The 20,714-nt window shown below is 39.1% G+C and carries 19 protein-coding genes; 6 read left to right on the top strand and 13 right to left on the bottom strand.

Annotation, left to right across the window (positions count from 1 at the left end; genetic code table 11):
* Window positions 1–41: 41 nt before the first annotated feature.
* On the bottom strand, window positions 42–653 hold the full coding sequence (can, locus tag IV514_RS08595) for a carbonate dehydratase (protein ID WP_206484552.1): 612 nt from the start codon (window positions 651–653) through the stop codon (window positions 42–44).
* Between the two features lie 143 nt (window positions 654–796).
* On the opposite strand from can, the gene IV514_RS08590 reads away from it, so the two are divergent.
* Window positions 797–1,075, top strand: a complete 279-nt coding sequence (locus IV514_RS08590) for a peptidylprolyl isomerase (RefSeq protein WP_206484550.1) — start codon at window positions 797–799, stop codon at window positions 1,073–1,075.
* A gap of 93 nt (window positions 1,076–1,168) precedes the next feature.
* On the opposite strand, the gene IV514_RS08585 is transcribed toward IV514_RS08590, so the two are convergent.
* Entirely contained in the window at window positions 1,169–4,177 is a 3,009-nt protein-coding gene (locus IV514_RS08585; RefSeq protein ID WP_206484548.1) for a TonB-dependent receptor, read from the bottom strand.
* 833 nt (window positions 4,178–5,010) lie between these two features.
* On the opposite strand from IV514_RS08585, the gene IV514_RS08580 reads away from it, so the two are divergent.
* Window positions 5,011–6,177, top strand: coding sequence for a methyl-accepting chemotaxis protein (locus tag IV514_RS08580; RefSeq protein WP_206484546.1), 1,167 nt, complete (start codon window positions 5,011–5,013; stop codon window positions 6,175–6,177).
* Between the two features lie 75 nt (window positions 6,178–6,252).
* On the opposite strand, the gene IV514_RS08575 is transcribed toward IV514_RS08580, so the two are convergent.
* The 3 genes from IV514_RS08575 to IV514_RS08565 all read right to left on the bottom strand — a co-directional run bounded on the left by IV514_RS08575 (window position 6,253) and on the right by IV514_RS08565 (window position 8,803).
* The gene (locus IV514_RS08575; protein ID WP_206484544.1) at window positions 6,253–6,855 is read right to left on the bottom strand and encodes a PilZ domain-containing protein; all 603 of its coding nucleotides are present in this window, start codon (window positions 6,853–6,855) and stop codon (window positions 6,253–6,255) included.
* Between the two features lie 87 nt (window positions 6,856–6,942).
* On the bottom strand, window positions 6,943–7,560 hold the full coding sequence (locus IV514_RS08570; protein ID WP_206484542.1) for a TetR/AcrR family transcriptional regulator: 618 nt from the start codon (window positions 7,558–7,560) through the stop codon (window positions 6,943–6,945).
* A 13-nt stretch (window positions 7,561–7,573) separates the two neighbouring features.
* Complete coding sequence (locus tag IV514_RS08565) at window positions 7,574–8,803, bottom strand: threonine/serine exporter family protein (RefSeq protein ID WP_206484540.1); 1,230 nt, start codon at window positions 8,801–8,803, stop codon at window positions 7,574–7,576.
* Between the two features lie 104 nt (window positions 8,804–8,907).
* Here IV514_RS08565 and IV514_RS08560 point away from each other — a divergent pair, with 104 nt between their 5' ends.
* From IV514_RS08560 to IV514_RS08550, 3 genes are all read left to right on the top strand, one after another.
* Complete coding sequence (locus tag IV514_RS08560) at window positions 8,908–9,084, top strand: hypothetical protein (protein WP_206484538.1); 177 nt, start codon at window positions 8,908–8,910, stop codon at window positions 9,082–9,084.
* Between the two features lie 114 nt (window positions 9,085–9,198).
* Complete coding sequence (locus IV514_RS08555) at window positions 9,199–9,969, top strand: class II aldolase/adducin family protein (RefSeq protein ID WP_206484536.1); 771 nt, start codon at window positions 9,199–9,201, stop codon at window positions 9,967–9,969.
* Window positions 9,970–9,993: 24 nt separating this feature from the next.
* Window positions 9,994–11,178 carry a mandelate racemase/muconate lactonizing enzyme family protein gene (locus IV514_RS08550; RefSeq protein WP_206484534.1) on the top strand — a complete coding sequence of 395 codons (1,185 nt, stop codon included), beginning with the start codon at window positions 9,994–9,996 and terminating at the stop codon, window positions 11,176–11,178.
* Between the two features lie 261 nt (window positions 11,179–11,439).
* On the opposite strand, the gene IV514_RS08545 is transcribed toward IV514_RS08550, so the two are convergent.
* The 7 genes from IV514_RS08545 to IV514_RS08515 form a co-directional block, all read right to left on the bottom strand.
* Window positions 11,440–11,898: an Lrp/AsnC family transcriptional regulator gene (locus IV514_RS08545; protein ID WP_206484532.1), complete on the bottom strand. Its 459-nt coding sequence runs from the start codon at window positions 11,896–11,898 to the stop codon at window positions 11,440–11,442.
* Window positions 11,899–12,004: 106 nt separating this feature from the next.
* Window positions 12,005–12,880: an amidohydrolase family protein gene (locus tag IV514_RS08540; RefSeq protein WP_206484530.1), complete on the bottom strand. Its 876-nt coding sequence runs from the start codon at window positions 12,878–12,880 to the stop codon at window positions 12,005–12,007.
* Window positions 12,881–12,892: 12 nt separating this feature from the next.
* Window positions 12,893–13,618, bottom strand: a complete 726-nt coding sequence (locus IV514_RS08535; RefSeq protein WP_206484528.1) for an SDR family oxidoreductase — start codon at window positions 13,616–13,618, stop codon at window positions 12,893–12,895.
* Window positions 13,619–13,689: 71 nt separating this feature from the next.
* The gene (locus tag IV514_RS08530) at window positions 13,690–14,952 is read right to left on the bottom strand and encodes an ATP-binding protein (protein WP_206484526.1); all 1,263 of its coding nucleotides are present in this window, start codon (window positions 14,950–14,952) and stop codon (window positions 13,690–13,692) included.
* Window positions 14,952–15,671, bottom strand: a complete 720-nt coding sequence (locus IV514_RS08525) for a response regulator transcription factor (RefSeq protein WP_206484524.1) — start codon at window positions 15,669–15,671, stop codon at window positions 14,952–14,954. Before IV514_RS08525 ends, IV514_RS08530 begins: the two co-directional genes overlap by 1 nt.
* Window positions 15,671–16,072, bottom strand: a complete 402-nt coding sequence (locus IV514_RS08520; protein ID WP_206484522.1) for a DUF3019 domain-containing protein — start codon at window positions 16,070–16,072, stop codon at window positions 15,671–15,673. The genes IV514_RS08525 and IV514_RS08520 overlap by 1 nt, the downstream gene beginning before the upstream one ends.
* Entirely contained in the window at window positions 16,062–16,922 is an 861-nt protein-coding gene (locus IV514_RS08515; protein ID WP_206484520.1) for a MipA/OmpV family protein, read from the bottom strand. Before IV514_RS08515 ends, IV514_RS08520 begins: the two co-directional genes overlap by 11 nt.
* Window positions 16,923–17,085: 163 nt before the next feature.
* Here IV514_RS08515 and IV514_RS08510 point away from each other — a divergent pair, with 163 nt between their 5' ends.
* A complete protein-coding gene (locus tag IV514_RS08510; protein WP_206484518.1) occupies window positions 17,086–19,134 on the top strand; it encodes a beta-propeller domain-containing protein in 2,049 nt (682 codons plus the stop codon).
* A gap of 84 nt (window positions 19,135–19,218) precedes the next feature.
* On the opposite strand, the gene IV514_RS08505 is transcribed toward IV514_RS08510, so the two are convergent.
* The gene (locus IV514_RS08505; RefSeq protein ID WP_206485290.1) at window positions 19,219–20,676 is read right to left on the bottom strand and encodes a dipeptidase; all 1,458 of its coding nucleotides are present in this window, start codon (window positions 20,674–20,676) and stop codon (window positions 19,219–19,221) included.
* Window positions 20,677–20,714: the final 38 nt, after the last annotated feature.

Below are 20,714 nucleotides of genomic sequence, written 5' to 3'. Positions count from 1 at the left end.
ATGGATGTATAAGAACGGCCATGTGCAGGACTCACATCATTTTATCTGGTTAACGACTGTTGATCTGACGACACCTTTAAATCTTTTAAAATACCATCCGCTAAATTGTAAACAAAACCATGTACGGTAAGCTCTTGTTTTGCTTTCCAAGCGTTTTTTACTATGGTGGTGTTACAGACGTTCGCTACTTGTTCAATGACATTAAGCTCACACAAGGTATTGAACTTTTCTGTGTTATCCGTGATTGCATCAAGCTTTTCTTTATGAAAACGATGAACGTCTACGATGTGGCGTAACCAGTTATCAATTAACCCATAACTATCATCGTCCATAGAAGCTAAAACACCACCACAGCCGTAGTGACCACATACGATAATGTGTTTTACTTTTAAATGATCAACGGCAAATTGAATAACGGATAAGCAGTTTAAATCAGTATGGATCACTTGGTTGGCAATATTACGATGTACAAAGACTTCACCAGGCATCATACCTAAAAGTTCATTAGCTGGTACACGAGAATCTGAGCAACCTATCCAGAGATATTCAGGTTTTTGCTGCTGAGCTAAGGTATCAAAAAATGAAGGATCTTCTTCAATGATTTTTTCGGCCCACGCTCGGTTATTTTTAAACAGGTGATCAATATTTGACATAGCTGATTCTTCGTTAAGTTAAGTGTATTTATGACATTTTATGTCATAAATACACTTAAAGTAAATCCGACCTCTATGTTATTGGTTAATTTTTTTTAATTTCTATTACAATAGTACACAAATAAATTTTGTGAGAAGTAAAAATGGCAACGGCGTGTGCACGACACATCTTGGTAAAAACTGAAAAACAAGCACTACAAATAAAAGATAAAATTGATAAAGGTGCAGATTTTGGTGAAATGGCGAAGAAGTTTTCTACTTGTCCTTCTAAAAAGAAAGGGGGAGATTTGGGAGAATTTAAAAAAGGCCAAATGGTCAAAGCGTTTGATGATGTGGTATTTAAAAAAGCGTTATTAACAATTCATGGCCCAGTAAAAACTAAATTTGGTTTTCATTTGATCCAAACCATTTATCGCCAATAAGTTATGTAGCATTAATTTAAAATAATTTTAGAGATAAATGAAAAGCCGAGTAAACAACTACTCGGCTTAATTACTTTAAAACAGACTATTTAACTAGAAATCAATTGATGCACTCAACTGAACATAACGTGGAGCTTGCCATGTAGAAGCAACACCGAAAGTACCATCCGCTACTCCTAGATCTTCTTCAGCGTCCTCTTCATAGTAAGTTACACTATCACCTTCTAAGACGTTGAATATGTCAACGCGGAAGGTCATGTTATAGCCATCCATGTCCATGTTGTATTGCGCTGCTAAGTCTAATTTGTTCACCCAATCAGTTGTACCATAGGTACCACGTGGCATATAAGTGAATTCAGGATCAGTAGCACAGTTAGCATGACAAACATAGTATGTTTGACCATAATCAACAGGACCACCTTGACCATCAGCACCTGCAGTCGGGTGACCTACACCAAAGGCATTGCGTGGGCGACCTGATTGAATAGATAAGTTAGCACTTAATGACAAGTTTTCAGTAACGGCATAAGCACCGAAAACCTTAAACATGTGACGTCTGTCATTTGCTAAATTACCGTAGGCGCCATCAGTTAACTGTACAAAGTCAAAGTCGGTTGTGATACCAGCATCGTCCTGTGCGTTATCAGACTTAACTAGACCTTCTGAGTTACCGTAAGAGTGTGACCAAGTATATGATGCACTTAAGCTCCATACGTCATCCCATTCGCGGTCTAATTCAAATACCATTGAATTATATTTACGCTCTGCCTTAGGATAACCTAGCGCTTCACCAGGGATTGTGAAAATTCCGTCACCTTGACCGTCACAGTTTGTATCAAGTTGTACATCCATATCTTCACCTGGATTACCCAATACATAAGCGTGGTTTAAGTGACCACAACCAAATTGTGCTTCAGTGTAGTGATCGATTAGCATATCATCGATTGCACCATTTAGTTCACGTCGAATGAAGCGAGCGCCCCAAGACCACTCTTCATTAATCATTGCTTGATAACCAATGATCAATTCATCTTGATACATAGGATCTAAATCTTGGTCAACAATAATCGTGGTATCAGGAACAGAGCCATCAGCATTAACGTGAGTACCGAATTTTTCACCTAAATCCAAATCGACGATGTATTCACTACCGCCATAGTTACCGTAAATTGGAGCATTTAATACATAATACTCTTGAACATCGTATTCATTACCAGATAAACGAACGTTAGTATTATTTGCTACCGGTAAGAAGTAACGACCAGCATTAGCAAAGATTTTTGATTCACCATCACCATTGACATCCCAGCTGATACCCAAACGAGGGGCAATCATATCGTCGATTTTGACGAAAGTTTCACCATTGGAGTTTTTATTATCAAATGTTTCACGGCGTAAACCAAGCGTTAAGGTGAGGTTATCAGTCGCAGTCCAGATATCCTCGATATAAAGAGCTGTTGCTTCAGTTTCAAATTCACCACCAACAGTACGAGTACGGTCACGGGCATACCACTCAATTCCATCTGGTACAAATACGCCATCTACAACTTCAGTACCAGCTACGGCATCTCTTAAACGCCAGTAACGACCATCCCCTTCACCCGAATATCTTTGTTGGCTGAATGAAGTGTTTGTTTCGCTATCAAAACCTGCACGGATAGTGTGATCACCGATGAAATATTCAATATCAACACGTAAAGCTTCACGCGTATCTTCACCTAACTCAACGAAGTAATCACCTCCTAATGTGGCACAACCAGCATCGAAGATTGGACCAGCATCACGGTAATCTAACATCATTTCACATTCACCTTGGTTATCAGCTAATGATGTAATGCTGTATTCATTCTCGCCATATAGTGCGGAAACGGTCAAATCTTCTGTCCAATAACCCGTATATTTTAGTGACCAGTTATCGCCACCAGACTCTGTGGTTGCTGTTGAAATTAAATTACCTTTTTTGCGAGCAGCAAAATCATAACCGTAAGTTTTATCAATGACATCATTTGCATCTGAGAATGCTAAGTATTCTAATTTATGATCATCAGTAATATTCCAGTCAATTTTTGCGCCCCAGAAAGAATCATCTTGTGAGCGATCTCTAAATACTGAACCACGAGAAATAACATCTTCCTGCTCATATGATTTAGGGTTATAAATTGCGTAGAAGAATAATGTATCTTTAATGATTGGACCTGACGCATAAATATTACCATCTATGTTGTCACGTGAGTCTTTACTATTGTATCGGAACACGTCACCTGTAGCTTCAAATGAGTTAGGTGCATCATCTTGTAAACTATCAGGGCGATAATACAGGTTACCACCAAATTTGAATTCATTAGTACCGCTCTTAGTGACAGCATTTACAACACCACCCGTTGAACGACCAAATTCTGCTGAGTACCCGCCAGTTTTTACTTGGAATTCTTTATAAAACTCAAACGGTACACTTGAAAAGCCCATACCATTACGGAAGTTGGTAACGTTCAATCCATTAATGTACATAGCATTTTCAGAGACAGATGAACCACCAAAAGAGGCAAATCCTTGGTTGCCTGCTGGACCGAAACGCTGATCACCAAGAGTGGTACCAGGCGCGAGTAAGGCAACAGAAGTGACAGTACGAGGAACTGGGATACGATCTAATTCAAGTTCACCGATAGTTAATGCTGACTCAGAAGATGTTACATCGATAGTGGCAATGGCATTACCACGTACCTCAATAGTTTCCATCCCTGATTCAACGAGTGGAATATTTGCTGAATTGGAACCAATGCGAACAGAAAACTTGTCTAATGATTTTGATTCATAGCCATCTTTTGATACGACGATTGAATATGAGCCAACGGGTAATTTACCAAAACGGTAATTACCATCACTATCTGCCGTTACCGTTCGAGTAAAGCCTGTTTCTTTATTTTTGATTGTTACATTTGCATTGGCAATCGGTGATTTTGCTGTTGTTAGTACCTGACCAACTAATGAACCATCATTATTACTTGCATAGGTTAAACTCGATGTGCCAATAACAGCAGATATTGCAACTGCGGTTAATGAACGTCTAAACACTTTCAAATAACCAGTATTGGAATTTTTCATTCTTATCTCCCTGATGTCACATAGTGACTTGGTGTTATTTTTTGCTTCTAAAGCCTATTTATTGTTAGTAAGCGACTTTGGAAGTTTTCATTTTTTACTGCCTAATACGCAGTTGGACGAATATTACGTGTAAGTTCTAATGGCGTTCAAATAGGGAAATGAGAAAATCAGCTAAAATGTAACACACTGAAATAGTTTGTTTTTTGTCTTAAGTATTTGTTATTAATGGTGGTTTTAATTCTCTATCCAATAAGTTGTTTCAGAGTTGTTGAGATTGGGCATGGTTATTTCATCAGAAAAAGAGGTGTTTTAAAAAATTGTTTAAAATCAGTTGATTATATTATTTCAATTTGTAACTAGTTTAGCGTAATACCAGTGACTGTTTGTCGTTATGATATTGGAGTTAAGTTATTAAATGTAATTAAAACAACAGCTTGTTTTTTATGGTTGGTGTTTAATAAGAGCAAGTAGTAAGTGGTGAGTAAATTATTGAAATTAAAATGTAAGAAATGTAAATATATTGTTAGTTTGTGAAATATTCACAGAAAGTATGTTATTTGCGTCAGCGGTTAACTTATTTATCTGCCTATGTGAATTGTTTAACAGAGATCGCTTTTGATATCATTTCTATCGAAGACTCTTGGTAAAAAATAATCTCAGAAATCAGTTCATAACGCTTATAAATATTTATTTCTTTTAGTGAGTTACTGTAAAAAAAAGTCGCAAATTGCCTAATTTCCCTGTAAGTTTTAATAGTTGTTGATGCAGAGCCATGAATACAACATTTAACAAAAATAACGATAAAGATTAGATCAATTTATATTGGATGCCTTATGTTCAATCAATTACACATAAAATTATTAATACCAAGCCTGCTCTCAGGGCTTTTAGTCATGCTTAGTGTGGCGATATTTGTTGATGAAATGACGACAACAGGTATCATTTTATTACTTTTTGCCACTGTGGTGATACAAACTGGCGCGAGCTTTATTTTTTCTCAGAAAATGTTAGCTAAGCGTATTGAATCATTGCAGCAATTTTTAGATTTGGTGGTCAGTGTTGATCAAGCACCACAGACACCTTATGTTGATAATTTTAAAGATGATTATTCGAAGGCTGTTAATCAACTAGGGCTATTTATTGCAAGTTTATCTGATGTAGTGAAAGAGATCCGCAGTGAATCTGAAAGCTTACGACAAGGTACCGGATCGCTTACCAGTCAAATCAGTGACTCAGTGATTGCCGTTGATCAATCTTCTGAACAAATTGCGCAAATGGCATCATCAATCGAAATGGTTGCATCAACATCTTCAACCTTGTCTGATAGTGCATTGCAAGTGAGTGAAACATCAAATCAGGTGTTGTCTTTATTACAACAAGGTACAACATCTTCTAATACTAGTCAGCATACGGTCGAAGAATTTGCCAAAGAGGTGACCGAAATGGCCAGTGATTTAGCTCTATTACAAGAAGAAAGTGCTCGTATTGGTTCAGTCTTAGATGTGATCAGAGGCATTGCCGATCAAACAAACTTATTAGCGTTAAATGCCGCGATTGAGGCCGCTCGTGCTGGTGAGCAAGGGCGAGGGTTTGCCGTTGTTGCTGATGAAGTGCGAGCGCTTGCCCATCGCACACAAGAGTCAACGGTTGAAATCCATTCAATGGTTGAAGGACTGCAACAAAAATCAAACAATGCGGTGAATGCCATTGCCAAAGGGCAAACGTTAACGCAAGACAGTTTAGAACATTCGGCAGCTGTGGTTGAAGCATTGGAACAAATTGGCCAAGTGTTTACCGAGGTGAATACACTCACGTCACAAATTGCGAGCGGTACCCAAGAACAGCAACAGTCGACAGCATCTATCAATGATAATATGAGTGCCGTTGTTGCCTTAAGCCAAGAAATTACTCATGGCTTAAATCGTGTTGCTGAACATGCAGAGCAGCAAAAAGCTACCTCAGAAGAAGTGGATATGACACTTAACCGAATTTGTGTCTAAACTCTTTATTAGCTCCTGTATAGCTTCAACCATAAGCTTGGTTCGCTTAAGCTTATGGTTGAAAGCCTTAACGTATTAATTACTCGCTTTGGCTTGTCGTTCTTTCGCTAATTGTTGTAATTGTTTTGATTGTATATGTAAGCTGGCGCGTACTAAAAGTTCACGATCTTCATCCCGGATAAAATGAAACAGTAATTTGTGTTGATATTTTTCTTGAATTTTTTCTACGTCAATTATTTCAGCATAGCTATATATGGCGGCATTTTCTGTGGGTAAAAAGACTTTTAACTCAACAAAATCATTTAATTTAAATGCGGAATCAGCATGGAAAATGATACCCGCACCTCCAAATTGTTGCCCTTGAAAACGTAGTGCTTGTTCATCTTGCTGACTTAAAATATAACCTAACAGTAGATCGATTTTTTGCGCCTGATGATGTAAATAATCCACTAATTGCCCAGCAACGCCACTCACTGCTTGTAGCGGTTTAAGTGCTGCCTGATCAATTGAGGTCATATCATTAACTAGCTTAAAGGGGGCAGGGATAGCCGCTAAAAAGTGTTGATAATCAGTTATCTCACTTGTATTAATCACTTTAACATTAATATTAAATTGATGTTTAATGGTAAAGAATTCATCAAATTGTTTGAGCTTTTCTTGATTGTCAGTGACGCTCATCAATATTCCTATATTCGCGGCTTATGAAGCTTATTCTAAGTGAATAATATGATTATGAAATAATTTGTTTTATATAACAAATAAGGTTTAGTGTGGCTGATTGGCTAAAAATAAATTAACTGCACATTCACACATTTCTTCAATACTGGTGTTATCTTTATATATGCCATCTATGGTGAGTCTTGCAATGCCGTGCAGGGTACCCCAAATGACTTGTGCCAATCGTAAAGATGATTCTGTTTGCGGAAATAAGCCTATATCTTGCCAGTGTTTGGTAATTTTAACCTGATAGTCAAAAGTAGGATACGCGGCTTGGCGTAAGGTTTCATTACTGCCTTGATCTTTCCAGATAGTACGACCAAACATTAAGTCATATAAATTCGCATTTGCAGTGGCAAAATCGATGTAATTGTATACAAAAGCACGATAATGATCGCTTTTTGATAGTGTTTTATCACTTAACACTTTTTCTGCTTGTTGTTGCCATTGGGTAAACCCTTGAGCAGCAATGGCGCATAATAAATCGTTTTTATCAGTAAAGTGATGGTAAGCCGCTGTGCGTGAAACTCCGACATTTTCAGCAATTTTGCGCAAAGATAAACTGTCAATGCCTTGCTCATTAAGCATTTTCGTGGCTGTTGTTAGCAAAGACTGATGTAAATCACCGTGGTGATAGCTTTTTTTTGCTTTCTGGTTACTTTTCATTCTTCATTACTGCTTATAATGCTTTTCTTGATGGGAAAGTTACATTAGCAAAAATAAGTCCAGCAACCAATGACATAAAAATAAGAAATGTCTGTGAATTGATGCCAGCACTATTACCGATTATGTCTTGCCCTGAAATGGCAATATTTAAGCCCACGTAGACCTTACTGCCGGGAACTAATACCACTAGGCCGAGTAACTTTACAATGCTAGAGGGGAGGTTCATCAGTCGTGAGAAGATATTACTATAGATACCTAATGCAAAGGCTCCAACAAATGCACCTAGTGCAATTCCAAGATAGGAAGCGCCCCATAGACTCGCTGCAAAGGCTACATAGCCAGAAAGAATGCCCCATGGCGCATCTTTCTTACGGACTTTAAATAGGATCACCAAGGAAATTGATAGTGTTGTGACTGCCGCCCACCCAGCCCATGTAGGCATGGCATCGGGTCTGATATAATCAGCAATTCCCCAAAGTTGATCGCCAATTGCGACTCCCAAAACTGCGCCGAAATAAAGTTTGAAAAGTACCATTAGGGCATCCATTACCCTTGCGGTACCTGCGATTAAGTTGCGGGCGGAAAGCTCGGATAATCCTACTGTGAGAGCGAGCCCTGGGATAAAAGCAATAATGGCAGATAAAATCACGAGTGGGGCATTAATTTTTGGATCAACATGAGTGATCGCTGATGCGAGTAGTGCACAAAGTAATGCTGAGAGCGGCTCAAGCATTTCAGTGACGCGTTTTGAACGTTCTGACCAAAAGACAAATAAGCACACGATGGACCCGAGTACAACAGACCAAAATACGTCATGCCAACTGGTGCGCATCAGCATGGCAAAGGCACCACTTGAGGCGCCAAAGGCCAGAAACGTTAAAAAGCGCCCATAAGGCTCAGGTTTGTTGCCAATTTCCTCTAAACGTTCAATCGCTTCACTTAAGGTACGACTGCCAGATTGCAATTCATCGACGAGTTCATCTGTTCGGGCAAGTGCGCCTAAATCCAATCCGCCAGGAGTTACTCTCAGCATGTGATTATATTCTTGATGCTCATCGTCACCAGATAAAATAAAGGTCAGAGATGTTGGTGTGACAATAAAACTTGCTTGTAAGCCAAGAAATGTCGCAACCGTTTGTAGGTGTGCTTCTAGTCGGTAAGATGGGGTACCAAATTTATGTAATGCTTTACCTAGGCGGATTATAAAGCGGCGCTTTTCAATAAATTCATCTTGAACGGTCATTTGTGGCTCATTTTATGGTTGTAAATAAAGCATTTTTTATAAACACCTTAACTATTTGATATTTTATGTTAAATTTGACTTTTATCAAATAAAGATCTGTTGTTATGACACTTTTAATTATACTTGCGATTGTGTTTGCTTGTGTGGCGTTGATGGTGGTTGTTGGTGAAAAATACGGCAAACCGATGGAGCCAGGCGAGCAGGCAAAATACAGTAAATGGGTAAGAATTTTAGTATTTGCTTTGATAATTATAGCGTTATTAAAGGCGATAGTTGAATAAAACGTTCTAAGATAGCGAGATAAGTGATGAATGCTTGCTTTATCTCAAGACAGAGCTTAACTAAAATGATTATAACTTAGCGAATGAACGTAATTTGCTAAGTAAGGAAAACTTATGTTTGAAATTCCACAACTTGATTTAAAAAATAAAGTGTCAGCGCAAGAATGGCAAACTAGGGTTGATCTTGCTGCATGCTATCGGTTAATAGCCATGCATGGCTGGGATGATCTTATTTATACCCATATTTCAGCGCGAATTCCTGATACCGAACATTTATTGATTAATGCTTTTGGTTTGGCATTCGATGAGATCACCGCTTCTAACTTGGTCAAAATTGATATTGATGGCAATATTATTGACAAGTCATGCCCATTTGAAATTAACCCTGCTGGCTTTACTATTCACAGTGCCGTGCATGAGGTAAGACATGAAGATCAATGTGTTTTGCATTTACATACCAATGAAACCATTGCCATTGCAAGCTTAGAAGAAGGGCTATTGCCATTGAGCCAATATTCTGCATTTGCTCTGGCATCAATGAGTTATCATGATTATGAAGGCTTGGCTGTTAATGCTGAGGAGAAAAAGCGTTTGCAGCAAGATTTAGGCAATGCAAATTTTATGTTGCTGAGAAACCATGGAGGCTTAACGCTGGGTAAAACCATTGGTGATGCTTATATGCATATGTACGATTTAACCCGCGCTTGTCAAGTGCAGCTACAGATCATGGCAACAGGTATGAAGCCTATCATGATAGAGCAAGGTATTGTTGATGGAATTAAAGCGCAAGCGAATATAGTGCACACTGGGTTAACAGGGGGACAAAAATCATGGCCTGCCATGCTTAGGCGAGTCTATCGTCAAGATCCATCCTTCGCGAGTTAATCCGAAAACTTAAGAGCGAAATAAATGAAAATAACCCATGTAGAAATTTTTGATATTGAATGTCCTGAACGGCCGCCTTGGAACCCAGTATTTGTTCGCGTCTATACCGATGAAGGTATTTGCGGTGTCGGTGAAGCTGGGCTTGCTTATGATTGGGGGCATAGTGCTGCAGCGGCAATGATCAAAGAGATCAGCGAAGCAATTTTAATTGGCTTTGATCCGTTTCAAACTGAACTTCTATGGTCGCGCATGTTGCGTGAAAGTTTTTGGGGGCTTGGTGGCGGGCCTGTGCTTTACTCGGCAATGAGTGCTATTGATACCGCTCTTTGGGATATTAAAGGCAAAGCCTTAGGTGTCCCTGTTTATCAATTATTAGGCGGTAAAGTGAATGCTGAATTACGTACTTATGCTAGTCAATTACAATTTGATTGGGATGAAGAGTGTACGAAATTGATTGAGCCGCAACAATATGCTGAAGCTGCTTTGAAAGCCGTGGCACAAGGGTACGATGCAGTAAAAGTTGACCCGATTGTCTATAACCAAGACGGTAGTTCATCATTTGATCGCACTAAGTTATTTACTCAACCACAAATGCGTTTATTTGGTGATCGATTGCGGGCTATTCGTCATGCGGTGGGTGAAGATGTTGATATTATCTTTGAGTCTCATTCATTAATGGGGGCGGCATCTGCGATCCAAATGGGCGAAGTGATCGAAGAAGTTGGCTGCATGATGTATGAAGAGCCGGTGAATTACCTTAATAGTAAAGTACATAAAAAAGTGTCGGAACGGGTTAATGTGCCGATTGCTGGTGGTGAACGTTTGTATCATCGCTGGGATGTACGTCAATATTTTGAAGATCAAAGTATTGATGTGTTACAGCCAGATGTTGGTTTATGTGGTGGTTTTACTGAAGCGAAAAAAGTGTGTGATTATGCTGATGTCTACGACATTCGAATTCAAGCACATGTGTGCGGTGGTCCAGTAGCAACGGCGGCATCACTCCATCTAGAAACGGCTATTCCTAACTTTTTGATCCATGAACATCATACTTATGCGATCAAGTCTTGGAATAGAGAATTATGTATACAAGATCCTCAGCCGGAAAATGGGGTGTTTAAAGTCTCTGAAACACCTGGCATAGGTATCGAGCTTAATGATGAAGTTGTTAAGCGTTCGCCAAATGTTGTGGTTAAAGCATTAAAATAACCTTAACGCTGTAGCATGTAAAAGGATGGCAAATGCCATCCTTTTATCTTTCTACCCTACTTAACCTCAGGTTTGTATAAGAAATAGTGCCATACTAAATAAAACAATAACTTAGGAATATTTTATATTTCTAGCTTGGTATTTTTGTCTGAATTCAAGGCATTTTGAAGTAGGAATAGCTGGCTATTTCACTTTAAAATAACGATGAAGTCAGTAAAAATAACTGCTAGAAACGTATTCCTTATGCGAAACTGAGGTTACTTATATATAGTCGACAGGGAGTGCAGTGGTATATTTCATTTCTTCCATGGCAAAACTTGAACTAATATCAGCAAAGCTAGCTTTATCGATGAGCTTTTTATAAAAGCTATCATAGGCTTTCATATCGGATACTACGACCCTCAGCAAATAATCAACTTCGCCACTCATTCGGTAAAACTCAATAATTTCTGGAAACTCATCGGCAATTTCACCAAAGTCGCTCAGCCATTGAGGGTTATGTTGATTGGTCTTTATCATCACAAATACGGTTAAGCCGACATTAAGTTTTTCAGGATCGGCAAGTGCTACTCGACCTTTAATGATGCCAGACTTTTCCATGGCTTGAATACGCCGCCAGCAAGGAGTGGTCGACAAACCAACTTGTGCGGCAACTTCACTTACGGCTAGGGTGCAATCTTTTTGAAGGATAGTGAGAATTTTTTTATCGAATTTATCCATATATCGGTTTATTTTACTTAGAATAGGCAGGTGATAAGTTTTATTTTGCCGTAATCGAGCAAATTAGCAAATTTTTTACAACCTATATGCTTGCGCAGTTGAGGTCTTATTGGTTAGTGCTAAGAGAACTTAACTTGTACCAGTGCTTTGCATTGTTATAGCAAAGGGCGTGTTGGCTATCTTTACTGAGTAAGTTCAACATCATCTGCCAGTAGCTTTGATAAGATTGGCTAAATAAGGTTAAAGGGAAATTACTGGCAAGCATGACGCGGGAAAGCCCTAAAATATCAAGACAATGATCAATGATGTCTTTCGCAAAGCTGCTAGTGTAATGACGATCTATCATTTCCCAACCAGAGCATTTTATCGCAATATTTGGGTTACTCGCTAGTTGACATAAGTTGTTGAGCCAGTTACTAAATAAACGCTGCTCTGGAGCGATAGTTGGAAAGCCAGCGTGATTAATGATGGTAACTAGCTCAGGTATTTGTTCAAGTAATTGAACCAGCAGTGTTATGGCGTGATCATCTGCTAACGATAATTGGCATTCAAAGCTTAATTGTTGGCTGGCTAGATAACTAAGATTTGTTTTTACCTGCGGTAAATGCAGTACTTGTGCGGCTTGTTCATCAAGAATATATCGAACACCAATGAAGCTCTTTTGGAGGAGTAGTTGCTTGATACAGGCTTGAAAGTTTTCCGATGACAAGGTGATATCAGCATAAGCGACGCTTTTAAAAGGCAAATAACAATTTTGTTCAAGCCAAGCTAATTCACGCCAAGGCTGTTGATTATCAAAACCTGCTTCAATATGAACAAAGCCAGCTAAAGATAAAGGCTTAGTTAATTGTATGTCTTGTTCGCTAAAGTTTTGTTTGATCCGCGCTTTATCAGGCCAAAACGGCGGCTGATTTGCTTGCAACCACTGATAGTTACCTTTAGTTAAATCGAATAGATGTAGGTGCGGGTCGATTATTTTCATTGTCCGTTGCACTTATTGCGCGGTATAACCGCCATCGATCACTTGTAAACTGCCAGTAATAAATGTTGCTTTGTCAGAAGCTAAAAATAAGACTAATTCAGCAACTTCTTCTGGCTGTCCTAAGCGATTCAATGGTTGTTGAGCGGCTTCTTCTTGGTGTACCGATGCTTTATCGGCACCAGAGCGCTGGCAATAGTTATCAATAGCTTGATGATAAAGTGGGGTTTCTATCGTACCAGGGCAAACCGCATTAGCGCGAATATTATACTCGGCGTAATCAATCGCTGTGGTTTTAGCCATTGACGCTAGTGCTGATTTACTCAAGTTATAAGCAAACGAGTTAGGCTTAGCAATCAACGCTTGGTCTGACGACATCAGAATAATCGCGCCGTTTTTTTGCTGTTTCATGCTAGGGAGCACGGCTTGAATAGCTGAGTATGCCCCTTTGACATTAATATTAAAAACCTGTTCCAGTTCAGCTTCACTGGTGTTCTCAATTGATGATGAAAAATGGATGCCCGCATTCGAGACTAAGACATCAATGGAATGTGATTGTGCAATTTCATGAATGATATCTTGCACTTGTTGGTGATTGGTAACATCACACAACTGAAATTCACCATGCCCGCCATCAACAAGATCTAGGTTAATAACACGGTAATCGTGTGCGATAAATAATTTAACAATACTTAAACCAATGCCCGAACTACCGCCGGTGACAATACATAATTTTTTCATAAAACGAATATTAATATATTTTTGTTTATCATACCTTTTTTGCTATGACGGGGCTAGAGAGTACTCAACGGTTAATTTGTCTGAGGTGCCTGTATAGTGGTAGGTAAGCTGATAGTAAAGCAAGCACCACCTAAAGGGGAGTCAGAAACTTGGCAATTGCCATGGTGCCATTCACTGGCTTTTTTGACAATTGCTAGCCCTAAACCATAACCGCCATGGGATTTATTTCGACTTTGCTCTACACGAGAAAATGGATCGAAAATTGTTGGCCAATAAGCCTTTTCAATGCCGGCACCATCATCTTCGACCGTTATTTTTAATTGGTCTTTGGTTTGAGTAGCAGATACTTTGATTTGTTGGTTCGCATAACGTAATGCATTGATAATTAAGTTTTGACAGGCGCGTTCAATCAACTCTCCATTGCTGTATAACCAGAGGTTTTTGGCAATATCTGTGATTATGTTTACCTGATGATGTGTACGGTGTTTTTCAACTTGGTGTTGCAGTAATTCACTAATATTGGTTTGTGCGCGATTTTGCTGCAAAGCAATATGTTCGATTCGTGAGTAACTTAACATTTCATCCACTAAGCTTTCAATTTCTTGAAGATCTTGTTCTATGCCTTGCTGTTGTTCTGGCGCAATATTTTTTAGCATGGCAATCGAAAAGCGCAAACGTGATAGCGGTGTTCTTAACTCATGTGAGACAGCATTTACCAGTTGCTTTTGTTCTTGAATTAAGTGTTTTATTCGCAACGCCATTTTATTCATGGCACTAACGACATTGGTGATTGGAGAATGGCTAGTGATAGGTTTATTTGAAATTTTTTGTAATGAGTGAATATTATTCGCAAGGGATGTTAACTGCTTAAGATCGCGCCACACGGGGCGAGTCCATAAAGCAATAATCAGTGCCAATAATAGGTATGAAATAGTCTGTACGATAAGTTTAGTGCCAGAAAAACTGGTCGCTTGGCTAATCGGCCCGACTTGCAGTAATTGCGCTTTGTTAGCGGTTATCGCATATAAATACAATTGTTGTTCTAAATCATACAACGGTAAGACATCACCTCGTTGCAGTGCTGCTTTCTGTGCTGGTAACCAAGCTATGTCTGATAATTCAATGAGCTTAAGTTTAAAGGGGGTGGGATTGATATTGGTTAATTGCTCTGAATTATTGACTAATTGCGCAAGAGAGCTTGTCAACGCCATTGAAGTTGACAATTCTCTCGACGGGGAGTGATCGAGAGTTGACCAAAGTAGTTCAGATGCCCAATTAATCGATAATATGCCTGTGATAACCACCAAGTATAAGCTGATGAACAAGCGTAACACTAGGGCGTTTCCTGTTCCGTTAATGGTTGTTGCCAGGCATTAGTGTTAAATAAATACCCCTTGCCCCACACAGTAATAATTTTGTATGGATTGTTGGGATCATCACCTAATTTTTTTCTTAACCGAGATATTCTAACGTCGACGCTTCTATCTAAGCCATCATATTCTCTACCGATCATTTGTTTATGAATGTAATCTCGGTTTAATGGCTCATCTGCATTTTTTGCCAGTAGCCATAATAGTTCAAATTCATGACTGGTAAGGTCTACAGCTTGTTGTTGATAAATAACGCGACGTGATTTTTTTAATATACTGAGCTCACCAACAATGATGTCTTGATGGTTATTGCTCGATTGGTGTGAGCTTCGGCGCAGAACGACATTAATATGGGCGAGCAACACATGTGGGACAACGGGTTTAATAATGTAATCATCTGCGCCTATTTCTAAGCCAAGTACATGATCAAAATCGCTGTCTTTTGCGGTCAAGAAGATAATTGGTTTATCAAAGGATTTTCTCAATCTTTTGCAGATGGTGAAACCATCCATTTTGGGCAACATCACATCGAGGATCACTAAATCTGGCTGACTGTCGATAATTAATTGCGGAGCATTTTCGCCACTATTGAGTACGGTAACGCTAAAATTGTTACTTTCAAGAAATTGTTGGATGAGGTTCGCTAAGCGAACATCGTCTTCTACCAAAGTGATATGCGTCATTAAAACAAACTCCATTGCGCGCGTAATCGACGACGATACAGTTGAGATTGACTAAGGTTAATTTTTACCTTTTGACTAGCCAATATCTTACCTTGTGTATTTACTAAGGTAAATGTCATGTCTTTATCGAGTGAAGTGGCTATTTTCTGATTAACTTGTGTTTGTTGTTGCCAACAGCTTAATTTTTTTTGCGCTTGGTAGAGGCAAGTATCAATCGGTTGCGGGCTTTGCCAAGTTGCAGTAATGGTCATTTGGCAATTATTTCCTGATTTTGCTACCACGCAAATCATCGGTTTGATCTTCAATGGTATTGGCAATTGAGCATTTATTGCAGAGGCGCTAATTGAACAACTTATTGAAATCAATATCCCTGAAACAAGCAATAAGCGATCAAAACGCATAGACCACTCCAACAAAGGCTGAGCTGATATTTGACTCTTGAATTAACGGACTATTACTAATATGACTACCAAGAAATTCTCTTTTTATAAAGAATTGTGCTTGCCAGTGCTGACTTAATTGATGGCGAATATTGAGAGAAATAAAAGGATTACTGCCAGACTTTGCTTGATATAAAGAGCGCACAGCAACCTTATCGGATGGTGAAATACCATAATAATAATTACTGAGCTTTTGACTCTGCCAATTGAGCCCTATCGCTGCATTTACACGAGTGTTATTGGAGAGCGATATGAATTTATCAAGACGTAATTGACTATTAAAGCCTTGATAAACGTTATTGATATCGTGCAGTAATTGCGCTTTTAATTCGATAGTATCACTAATAAACCAATTAACTTGTACACCACCATCTAGTGCCCACTTACGCTTTTTTATCTCGTTTTGGTTAACATATTCTTTCTCCGGCTGAAGGTTAACCGTATCAGAAAAAGTAGGGATAAATAAATGCTTAGCTTGCCATTGGGTAAAGAAGGATTTTTCACGGTTTAATTGGCTGATCACACTTAAAATAACGTCTTCTGATTGGAGGAGGCTGTAACCAATCACATTATTTTCGATGAAAAATTGCTCACCATAATAATGAATATAAGGTAAGACAACTAACGGTATATTTTCACCACCATGTAAAGGATTGGTTAATACTCCCGCACCTAATGCTGTAGATATATGCCATTGTCCTGTAAGCACACAGTTATCATCTGCTTGTTTACATTGCGCTGATGCAGCTGGTGAAGACAAAAATATGTAAATTAATAATACAGTGGTGATCAGTATGCGGTTAATACTCAAGAGTAACAATTTCCGTAATTCTAGCTCAGTAGTAATGTAACACTGATTGGTCAAGATAAAAGTCTCAATTACATAAGATTACATTTGATAGCACTTTACAACAGCAATTTTTACATTAAAGAGTAGGCTAATAAATAGACAATATAAAAAGGAGAGTTGAATAATGTGCTTAACAAGATCCTTGCTTACCCTTATTTGTTTGTTATTGGTTGCTTGTGGAGGCAGTGACAATCACGATGTTAACTCATTTAAGCCTGTCCAAAGCATACCAAATTTAAATCCAATCTCAATGCCGTTAACATCACTTGTACAAGCGACACCTGTGAGGTTTGAACGCTATTTAAAAAATGGTGTCTACCTGCGCAGTCAAGATGAGTTAAGAGTAACATTCAATGATTCGCCTGAGACATCTAGTGATGATAGTTCGGTATTTTCAACAACGAATGTACAAGAACAAGGCGTTGATGAAAGTGATCGCATTAAATACGATGGCGAGTATTTGTTTATTGCCAATCAGCATAGCTTAATGGGAGGGTTGACAGAAGATACACCCAATGCCATGACGTCAGTGCGTATTATGCAGCGAGGGTTAACTGGTGAAATGCTTGAATTATCGACAGTGACAATTAATCAAGCAGCAAGTTACATAAATGGTTTGTATTTAAGAAACAATACCTTGGCAGTGCTCTCTAATATTGACTCATATCATATTGCCGTTAGTACATTTGTCGAAGGTTTTTTTCCAACCAAGCAGCAGTTTAACTTGTCATTTGTTGACACTGATGAAAAACAAACGCCATCCATAGATTTGTCGTACACCATTGATGGAGCAATTGTAGATAGCAGGCGTATTGACAATATGCTTTATATTGTCAGCAGTTATCGTTCAGCTCTTGATACTATTACGTATACCAGCTCTGAGCAGGAAAAGTTGGCTCACTATAATACGATTATGCAAACGGATATTAGTCAGCTTTTGCCTCAATATAGCGATGGTCAGGGCAATCAATATGCCTTGGTTGATAAGAACAAGTGTTACCTACCGGAGTCGGCGACTGAGCTTGATGGTTTTGATGGTGTGGTGACCATCACTGCGATTAACCTTGATGCTCCCAGTGAAATGCATTCGGTTTGCGTGAATGCACAAGTGCAGGGATTATATGCCAGTCAAAGCTCGCTTTACCTTTATGGCACAGAGTACGGTTATGTTGATGATAAGTTGATTGAAACATCGGTGGTTCATAAGTTTAGCATAGCGGATGCGAGTATTGATTATCGGGCGAGTGCCATGCTGGATGGTCGTTTTAACTGGAACTTGTCGAATTTACGCTTTAGTGAACAAGGTGATTATTTGCGTGTTGTCACTACCACAGGGGATCGTCAGTTGGGTTATGCGCATCGTTTGAATGTATTAATTGACGACGGTGAGCAGCTTAGCCTTATTGCACAGCTACCAAATGCCACTTATCCTCAGCCAATAGGTAAAGTCAGTGATGATGGTAAGGTGTATGAAGATATAAAAGCGGTGCGATTTTTTAACAATCAGGCCTTTATCGTTACCTTTTTAAATCTGGACCCCTTGTATGTGATCAATCTGTCGGACAATCGAAATCCTCTTATTGCCGGAGCACTTGATATACCTGGTTATTCAGCATATTTACACCCCATTTCCGATCAATTGTTATTAGGCGTAGGTCAAAACGTAGATCCCAGAGTGGTGCAAACTGATAGCACAAACCCTGATGAATCCTCGGTGGTGATTGAGGGAGCTAAAGTAACTTTGTTCGACATTGCCAGTATTAATGCTCCCCATGAGATTGATTCGATTGTTTATCCAGAGGCTTATACCCCTGTGGAGTTTGATTACCATGCATTAAGTTATTTAACGATGAATAGTGGCGCTACCCGTTTCGCCTTACCGATAGAGCGTTGGCATACACGTACACTGGTAAATGAACAGACACAAGAAAAATATGATATCTGGACCAATGAGAATGCACTTTCTGTGCTGGAAGTCACAAGTAAATATAATGACGCGCAGTTGCACGAGTTAGGTCGTATTAAAGCGGTGGACTCAGCAGATGAACAATTAAATGTCTCTGGCTGGAACGATCGGTCAATTTTCCATCAGGATGATGTTTATTATATCCATGGAAGTAAAGTGTGGCATAGCCGTTGGGCTGATTTATCGTTGGTATATGGCCCTTACTAAGCCAAGTTTACGTGAGATTTTGTCCTGCTCTTAGATAATTGTTAGGGGCAGTTCCCCCTTGAGCAGGACAATTTTTTTGGCGTACTATTTCGCTAGCTCTATGATTGCTGCTGTATACATTTTTAAATTTAACATTAACTGCTTAACGGTAATAAATTCGTGTTCAGAGTGCCCTGTATATTTTGCGCCCGGCATAGAAGGGCCAAAAGATACCGCTGTTGGGAACAACCTTGAGTTAGTTCCTCCTCCAATGGCAATTGGTTTCGCGTTTTTGATGCCAGTAAAGTGAGAAAATACTGTCAGTAAAGTGTCCGTTTGCGGCGCATTGTCTTGCACGAATGGGTCACCAATATAATGAGTTAACTCAGTGATGTCGGCGATATTTTTTAGCTTCCAAGATGCGATGGCTTGATTAATTTCTTCACGCAATTGTTGGGCTGATTTTCCTTTTGGTCGGCGAATATTAATGTTTAATTCAAGATTGTTTTTATGCTGTTTGATCACCGTGGGAGAGACTGTCATAGGTCCCATAAAATCATCACGATACGCGATACTGCCAAACTGTTTACCCTCTAATCCTAAGCCGATATTATCATTGATAAAATTTACTAAGGTACCTGCACCATTATTAGGCCAGCGTTTAATTGATAATAAATCCGCTAAATACGGAATGGCATTAACACCTTCTTGTGGTTTAGATGAATGAGCTGATTGTCCTAACGCGGAAACGGTGAGCTTTTTATCTTTCAATAAAAAATCAAAATTTGCGTCAGAATAGTTACGTGCTTTATTCATTAACTGTTCCAGTAAATGAGCATCGGCATTATTGATGACAGCTTTGGCATCTTCTGGGATCTGAGAGCCAAAATAGCCGCCCTCAAAATGGCTGATATATGGGTCAAATAATGGCGCGTTGTCAGTTTTGTTAAAGGCTATTTTTATGGTGCCATAACCCTTTTCTGCGGTAACCACAGGGTATTCGGCATCAATGGTAATATTGGTCTGAGGGAGGTCGTGGTGTTTAATGTATTCTTTTAACGGTTCCCAATCAGATTCTTCCGCCATATAGACATATAATTCAATGCGTTTATTGAGAGGTATTTGTTTGTCTTTAATGGCTTTCATGGCATAAAGAGCGGTTGAAATAGGGCCTTTGTCATCTTCAGTCCCGCGGCCAATTAATTTGCCGGGTTCGGTAGTGCTGTCTAGTTCAAAAGGCGATTTTGCCCATTTTTCAGGATTGACTGGCTGGATATCACCATGAGTAATAATACCTAAGCGTTCTTTATTCTCACCTAAACCTATAATGACGACATAGCCTTCATCGGTATAATCTAATCCGAGTTGAGTTGCTTGTTTCTCTAACGTTTGCTTAAAGGCAATATGTGCAGGATTATCGGTTGCTGATACCCCCTCTTTAGCAACAGTATTATGTTGAACTAATTGTGCTAAGCTGTCGATCATTGCTTGTTGGTATGTATTTACAGCGTATTGTGCTGTTTGTTCAGCAAGCTTACTGACAGATTTTGCATGAGCAGACATGCTTAGTGTTAAACTCGCAGCAAGAGCGATAAAATAAT

The organism is Thalassotalea sp. G2M2-11, assembly GCF_017168195.1.
Classification (GTDB): domain Bacteria; phylum Pseudomonadota; class Gammaproteobacteria; order Enterobacterales; family Alteromonadaceae; genus Thalassotalea_E.
Note: the sequence above shows the minus strand (reverse complement) of the source record. Positions and strands in the feature narration are given on the sequence as shown.